At 69.1% G+C, this 6394-nt stretch carries 5 protein-coding genes; 1 reads left to right on the top strand and 4 read right to left on the bottom strand.

The features are described 5' to 3' along the window. From Q0C81_RS14375 to Q0C81_RS14360, 4 genes are all read right to left on the bottom strand, one after another. The coding region (locus Q0C81_RS14375; RefSeq protein ID WP_291839323.1) for a hypothetical protein at positions 1-333 on the bottom strand (333 nt) is incomplete at its 3' end. An 83-nt stretch (positions 334-416) separates the two neighbouring features. Continuing rightward, on the bottom strand, positions 417-3674 hold the full coding sequence (locus Q0C81_RS14370; protein ID WP_291839320.1) for an error-prone DNA polymerase: 3258 nt from the start codon (positions 3672-3674) through the stop codon (positions 417-419). Beyond that, positions 3671-5191 carry a DNA polymerase Y family protein gene (locus Q0C81_RS14365; RefSeq protein WP_291839317.1) on the bottom strand — a complete coding sequence of 507 codons (1521 nt, stop codon included), beginning with the start codon at positions 5189-5191 and terminating at the stop codon, positions 3671-3673. The genes Q0C81_RS14370 and Q0C81_RS14365 overlap by 4 nt, the downstream gene beginning before the upstream one ends. Next, a complete protein-coding gene (locus Q0C81_RS14360; RefSeq protein ID WP_291839314.1) occupies positions 5106-5864 on the bottom strand; it encodes a damage-inducible protein in 759 nt (252 codons plus the stop codon). The genes Q0C81_RS14365 and Q0C81_RS14360 overlap by 86 nt, the downstream gene beginning before the upstream one ends. Before the next feature lie 151 nt (positions 5865-6015). Between Q0C81_RS14360 and Q0C81_RS14355 the strand changes: the two genes are divergently transcribed. Next, positions 6016-6394, top strand: a 379-nt coding sequence (locus Q0C81_RS14355; protein WP_291839311.1) for an SOS response-associated peptidase, incomplete at its 3' end; no start/stop codon positions are given.

The following is a 6394-nucleotide window of genomic DNA, read 5'->3' as shown; positions in this document are numbered from 1 at the left end:
GATGGACTTCACATCCTTCTTGATCTTCGGTTCGATCCGCTTCTCGAGACTGCAGGCGAACACGACCTCGCGGGTGCCGGAGGCCTGTGCGACGAACGGCGAGTTCGCGGTCAAGGGAAGCGGCAGGTTCGTCCTGAACGACTCGAAATCCCGGCCTCCATCACCCCCCGCACTGACGGGGCCGGTCGCGGGCAGGATGTTCGAATAGAGCCGAGCTCGCGCGACGTGTCGCGTCAGATGCTCGAAGTCATGGTGCGCATTGAGCGCGCCCAGCTCGTTCAGGTGATAGCGGAGAACGCGAGAAAGCTGTGCTGGCGAGGGGCCGTCGGCCAAGGCGTTTATGTCCCGTCTAGGTTTTTGCGCCCCTTTCCGGGGCTTAGCTGTAGTTGTGATGCTGATTTGGTCGCTGTGGAAGGCTAACGGAAGTCCCGCGTTCGCACCCTGATCGCCTCAAGCGACAGATCGGGGATGTAGATGTCCCGCACCTTGGGCGTGCGGGCGTCGGGCGCGCTGCCGCGATAGACTTCGTCGCCTCGACCGTGCGGCAGGGGGAAGTGATCCCGCTGGCCCAGTGACGCCAGCAGGTCGGATGCGTCGTGCAGGCGTGTCGCCACGATGTGGACGACCTCGCCCTCGCGCTGGACCTTCCCGTCCACGACGAGAAGGCTGGCGCCGAGCACGATCCGGCGCTGCTGTTCGTAGAGGCTGGGCCAGATGACCAGATTGGCGACGCCAGTCTCATCCTCGATCGTGATGAACAACACGCCCTTGGCCGAGCCGGGCTTCTGACGGACCAGTACCAGACCCGCAACCCGGGTCTGGCGGCGGTCCCGCATCGCCGAGGCGTCGGCGCAGGTCATGACATGGCGCGACCGGAGGGTGTCGCGCAGGAAGGCGACCGGATGCTCGCGCAATGTCAGGCCGACATGGCTGTAGTCCTCGACCACCTCCTGGCCCGCCGGCATTCCGGGCAGGGTCGCGTCCGGCTCAGCGACCTCCGGCGTTGTCGCGCCATCGTCCTGGACGATGGCGAACAGGGGCAGGGGATCATCGCGCAGGGCCTTGATCGCCCATAGCGCCTCGCGCCTTTGCAGACCCAGCGACGGCAGGAAGGCGTCCGCCTCGGCGAGGCGGGTGAGGGCGCCGACCGGTGTCGAGGAGCGTCGCCAGACATCCTCGACACTGATGAAGGCGGCCGCCCGCCGGTGAACGACGAGACGCCCCGCGTCCGCGTTCGCCAAGCCGCGCACCATGCGCAGGCCGAGACGGACGGCGAACTGGTCCTCGCGACCGGTCGGCTCTAGGGTGCAGTCCCAACGGCTGGCGTTGACACAGACCGGGCGGATTTCGACGCCGTGCTCACGGGCGTCGCGAACGATCTGGGCCGGGGCATAGAACCCCATCGGTTGGGCGTTCAGCAGAGCGGCGCAGAAGACGTCGGGGTGATGGCATTTGAGCCAGGACGACGCGTAGGCGATCAGGGCGAAGGACGCCGCATGGCTCTCGGGGAAACCATAGGAGCCGAAGCCCTCCAGCTGGCTGAAGGTCTTCTCGGCGAACTCGGCCGTATAGCCGCGCTCGACCATGCCGTTGACCAGCTTGTCCTTGAAATGGCTGACGCCGCCGGTGAACTTGAACGTCGCCATGGCGCGCCGGAGTTGGTCGGCCTCGGAGGCCGTGAACCCGGCGCATTCGATGGCGACCCGCATCGCCTGTTCCTGGAAGAGGGGCACGCCGAGCGTCTTGCCCAACACCCGCTCCAGCTCCGGCTTGGGATAGTCGACCGGCTCCTTGCCCTCGCGTCGTCGCAGATAGGGGTGGACCATGTCGCCCTGGATCGGGCCGGGGCGGACGATCGCCACCTCTATGACGAGGTCATAGAAGGTGCGCGGCTTGATCCGGGGGAGCATGGCCATCTGGGCCCGGCTCTCGATTTGGAAGACCCCCAGCGTGTCCGCCTTGCGGATCATCGCATAGGTCTTCGGATCCTCGGCCGGGATCGAGGCCAGATCGAGCCCGACGCCCTTGTGGTCCCGCAGCAGGTCCAGGCCCCGCCGCATGCAGCTCAGCATGCCGAGCGCGAGCACATCGACCTTCATGAACTTCAAGGCATCGATGTCGTCCTTGTCCCATTCGATGACCTGGCGGTCCTTCATCGCCGCCGGCTCGATGGGGACGAGATCGTCCAGTCGGTCGTCCGTCAGGACGAAGCCGCCCGGGTGCTGGCTCAGATGCCGGGGGAAGCCGATCAACTGGCGGGACAGGTCGAGCGCCAGCCGGAGGCGACGGTCCTGGAGATTCAGGTTCAATTCCTCGGCGTGTCGATCCTCGACGCCCTCGCTGGAATAGCTCCAGACCTGGGACGACAGCGTCTTGATCAGATCCTCGGACAGGCCGAGCGCCTTTCCCACGTCGCGTAGGGCGCCGCGCGACCGGTAGCGGATCACGGTGGCGCACAGCGCCGCGCGATCGCGGCCGTAGGTCTCATAGACCCACTGGATCACCTCCTCACGTCGTTCGTGCTCGAAGTCGACGTCGATGTCCGGCGGCTCCTTCCGCTCCTGACTGACGAAGCGTTCGAACAGCAGGTCGTTGCGGCCCGGGTCGATCGAGGTGATGCCCAGCACGAAACAGACCGCCGAGTTGGCGGCCGATCCCCGGCCCTGACAGAGGATGTCCCGGCTTCTGGCGAAGCGAACGATGGAGTTCACCGTCAGGAAATAGGGCGCATAGCCCAGGGCCTCGATCAGCGTCAGCTCATGCTTCAGGCTGGCGCGGACCTTGTCCGGCAGACCGTCCGGGTAGCGATCGGCCGCGCCCTCCCAGGTCAGTCGCTCCAGCGCCTGCTGCGGGGTCAGGCCGGGCAGGGCGGCCTCTCTGGGATACTGATACGACAGCTCGTCGAGGCTGAACCGGCAGCGCTCGGTGATCTCGACCGCCCGGCGCAGAGCGTCCGGATAGCGGGCGAATAGCCGGTGCATCTCCTCGGCGCGCTTCAGATGACGATCGGCCGATCGTTCCCGCTTGAAGCCGACATCGTCGATCGTGCAGCCCTCGCGAATGCAGGTCAGCACGTCCTGAAGGATGCGGCGGTCCGGGTGGTGGAAGAGGACGTCGTTGGTCACGACGGTCTTCACCCCAAGATCCTGCGCCAGCTCCGACAGCTGATGCAGCCGCATCTGGTCCCGGGGGCGTCGCCGCAGGGTCAGGGCGCAAAAGGCGTCAGCGCCGAAGATGTCGGCCAGGGCCGAGAGGCGTCGGCGGCACGACGCATCGGCGCGATCGGTGACGAGCACGGCGATCAGGCCTCCGGCATGGTCCGCCAGATCGGACCAGTCGAGGCGACACGCGCCCTTGCCAGCGCGCCCCTTGCCGAGGGTCAGCAATCGACACAGGCGGCTATAGGCCGCCCGATCGGTCGGGTAGACCAGTATGGCGGTCTCATCGACGAGTTCGAGACGACAGCCGATCACCAGTCTGACCCCGGTCGCCTTGGCGGCCTCATGCGCCCGCACGATGCCGGCGACGCTGTTCCGGTCGGTGATGGCGAGCGCCTCCAGGCCGCAGGCGGCGGCCTGGGCGAACAGCTCGTCGCAACCACTGGCGCCGCGCAGAAACGAGAAATGGGAGGCGCACTGGAGTTCGGCATAGCGCCGCGTCGCGGACCCGCTCATCCGAACCGGCCGTGGATGAACCAGGCCTGGGAGCCGGTCGTCGCATCCTCGCCGTCGCCGGCCCGGAACAGCCAGAAGCGCTCGCCGGCGTCGTCCTCGACCTGGAAGTAGTCGCGGACCGCCCACATCTCCGCATCGCGTCGCCCCCACTCGCCGAAGATCCGCTCCGGGCCGTCGGCCCGGCGGATCCGGCGGCGGACGCCGCGCCAGGTGAAATGGGTCGGCGGGTTGTCGGGCAGGAGCGCGATCGTCTCGATCGGCTCCGGCTTGCGGAACAGCCGCGTCGGGCGTGGCCAGTCCGGCGCCCAGGCCCCGCCCGTCGGGGCGGACAGAGGTGCGACCTTCCGGGTGGAGCGCTCCGGGACGTCGCTTTCCACCGGAGACAGCCGATAGAGCCGGTCGGCGCCGATCCGGTTCGCCAAGGTATCGACGAGCATGGACACGTCCGGTGCGGCCTCCGCGCCGAGACGCGCGGCGGCGGGCCGCCAGTTCAGCGGCTCGGCCGCACTCGCGGCCAGCGTCATGCGGTCGATGCCGAAGCCGGGCGCGATCGTTTCGATCTTGTCGGTCAGCAGCCGGGTCAGTCGGCGCACGTCGCGCACCGGCTTGGCCAGACCCACACGGACCGCCTCGATCCGGTTGTCCACGCGGTAGCAGAGCCAGTCGAGCCGTCGCGCCCCCAGGCCGCGCGTCTCCAACTGCCCGCACAGGGCTTCGGCCAGGGCACCGGCGTACCGGGCCAGGGTTTCAGGGGCCCCGATAGGCTCGGCGAAGACCCGTTCGACGCGGGGCGTCTCAGGCGCCTCGACCGGGATCAGGGGCTCGCCCGACCGGCCATAGGCCTGGTCGAGACGCCGGCCCAGCTCCGCTCCGAAACGGAGCTGGAGAGGCGCGCGGGGCCGGTGGGCGACGTCGCCGATCCGCTCGAACCCCATTCGCCTCAGCCCGGCGGGAAGGTCCGCCGGGAGGCGCAAGGCCTCCAGCGGCAAGGGGGAGAGCGCCGCATCGACGCCGTCTTCCGCGATGAGGCTCTGGTTGGCGCGGAAACGGGCGACCGCATGGGCGGCGCCGAGCGTGGGGCCGACGACGCCCCGACTGGTCACACCGACGCCCTGAAGGCGCGTCGCCAGATCGCGCAGAAGCGCCGCCTCGCCTCCCTTAAGATGGGCGGCGCCGGTGACGTCGATCGCCAGCCCATCCGGCGGATCGGCCTGGCACACGGGGGCGTAGCGGTGCATCGCCCACAGGGCGAGGCGGTCCAGAGCCTCGGCGTCGCCATGCGGATCGGCGTCTCTCACGTCCAGACCCGGGATCAGGGCCTGGGCCTGGGTCGCGGCCATGCCGACGCGCGCGCCGGAGGCGGCGGCGGCGGCGTTGCAGGCCGTCACGACTCGTTTGCGACCGATCCGGCCGGTGAGGACGAGAGGATGCTCAGGCGGCGGTGCGTCGGCGCCCAGCCGGCGGTGCAACCGATCGACGGGCCAGTTCGGCAGGAAGAGCGAGACGACCCGTCTCATCGCAAGCGTCCAGAATGAAGTCCGCCGCGTCGGCGCCGCGGCAACGCATAAGTTCGATCCGCCATCGCGCCCGACCGATCCCGGGGACCGGCAAGGGCGCCGATGGCTCGGCGCTGACGCGCCAGCGCGTGGCGGCGGCGGTCGGCTGGCCGAAGTCGGCGGCCTCCGCCGCCCGGCGCCATCGCCGGACCGCAAGGCCGATGACGCCCGACGCCTCGGCGGCCAGCTGCAGCCGGCGCGAGGCGGTCATGGTCAGGCGGGATGTCTCGCAGACGACGCCCGCCAGCCCGCCATGGCGCAGGCCCTCCTCGAAACAGGCCATCAGCGCCTTCTCGTCGCCCGCCTCGACGTAGATGACCCGGTCCGGTCCCAGCCCTGCATGGTTGAGCGCGGGGGCGAACAGGTCGGGGCGGGTGATGCACCACAGAACCGGTCCGGGCAGACGGGCGACGATGCCCGCCGCGAACAGGGCGGCCGCCGCGCCGCCGACGGCATCGTCGCCGCCCCCGGCCACCTCGTGGAGCGCCCCGAGCGCGAGACCTCCGCCCGGCAGGGCGGCGTCCAGCGTCGCCACCTCGAACGGCAGCACGCCGGCCGCGCGACGGTCAGCCTGCTCCAGCGCGCGAACCTTGGCGCGCAGATCGTCGAAGTGGGCCGAGCGGGCGGCCGGCATGGACGAACTCCTCCTCGTCTCTATGATGTTCCTGAAATGTTCTGGTTCGAAGGTGAGGCCGGAGTCAATCCGGCCGGTGCCTTTTCCCCCGGGATTTGCGGCGACCCCGGAGCCGTGAAATCCTCGGCGCGACGTCACGGGAGCTCAGGTCATGTGCAACGAGTACCAACTCATCCTGCCGTTCGACGATGTGATCGCGGCGTTCAATCTGACGGGAAATCGGCTCGTCTTTCCCGGCGGCATGCCGAACTTCGGCCCGATGGCCTCGATCCGCATCGGGGATCGGGCCCCGATCATCCAGATGGGGGCGGAGGGGCCCGAAGCCGTCATGACCCCCTGGGCCTGGAAGGGGCAGGGCGGACGCCCGGTCTTCAACTTCCGATCCGACGGGCGATCCTTCGAGGGGTCGCACCGGTGCCTGATCCCCGCGGACGGCTTCTTCGAGTTCACCGACCCTGAACCCGGACAGAAGAGAAAGACCAAATGGCGCTTCACCCTGTCCGGCCAGCGGCTCTTCTGGGTGGTGGGCC

This window comes from Brevundimonas sp., assembly GCF_023259385.1.
In the GTDB taxonomy this organism is placed as follows: Bacteria; Pseudomonadota; Alphaproteobacteria; order Caulobacterales; family Caulobacteraceae; genus Brevundimonas.
This window is presented reverse-complemented; position numbering and strand designations above follow the sequence as displayed.

Excerpts from the sequence above, each read along its gene's own strand:
- Q0C81_RS14370 (WP_291839320.1), bottom strand. The coding sequence starts at position 3,674 with ATGAGCGGGTCCGCGACGCGGCGCTATGCCGAACTCCAGTGCGCCTCC.
- Q0C81_RS14365 (WP_291839317.1), bottom strand. The coding sequence starts at position 5,191 with ATGAGACGGGTCGTCTCGCTCTTCCTGCCGAACTGGCCCGTCGATCGG.
- Q0C81_RS14360 (WP_291839314.1), bottom strand. The coding sequence starts at position 5,864 with ATGCCGGCCGCCCGCTCGGCCCACTTCGACGATCTGCGCGCCAAGGTT.